At 43.4% G+C, this 532-nt stretch carries 2 protein-coding genes; one reads left to right on the forward strand and one right to left on the reverse strand.

Annotated features, from left to right (window positions below; translation table 11 throughout):
* A partial coding sequence (locus tag AC3G7N_RS22470) for a DEAD/DEAH box helicase (protein ID WP_489424317.1) occupies positions 1 to 164 on the reverse strand: 164 nt, incomplete at its 3' end.
* 169 nt (positions 165 to 333) lie between these two features.
* Between AC3G7N_RS22470 and AC3G7N_RS22475 the strand changes: the two genes are divergently transcribed.
* Positions 334 to 532: hypothetical protein (locus AC3G7N_RS22475; protein ID WP_489424316.1), on the forward strand; the 199-nt coding region annotated here is incomplete at its 3' end.

The raw sequence follows: 532 nt of genomic DNA on the forward strand, positions 1-532 counted from the left end.
GTTAAACCGGGAATTTGATAACATATCGATTTACCGCCCCCGGTAGGCATGACAGCCAGTGTGTTTTTTAATTCAAGTATATTGGATATGGTTTCTTTCTGGCCAGGTCGAAAGGCTGGAAAACCATAATAAGTTTGTAGGATTTTCTCTGCTTCAGCAATCATCATATGATCCCCCTTCATTACGTCTAATTTTATCATAATCTGAGGTAAAAAAAGAGCTGAAAATTTAGGATATAGGATTACTCTTCTCTTATTAACCGCTTTGCAATACGGAGGGGGGATTCAGTCTGGACAAGGATTGAACTCGGGCGGGAATAGGTGGAACTTGGGAGTGGAAAAGTCAAACTCGGGAGAGAAACAGCTGTCTCCCGAGTTTGGAATGCTGCGGCCTGAGTCGGAGGCAATGTGGACCGAGCTCAGCTTGCCTGAGTTTTTTAACCAGCTGGTTTTCAGTCAACATCATCCATTTTCATTTACCCATTTACCCCCAACACGTCTCTTGTCGAGGAGGACGTTTTCTTTTTTTCTCC

The organism is Virgibacillus carmonensis (assembly GCF_057836705.1).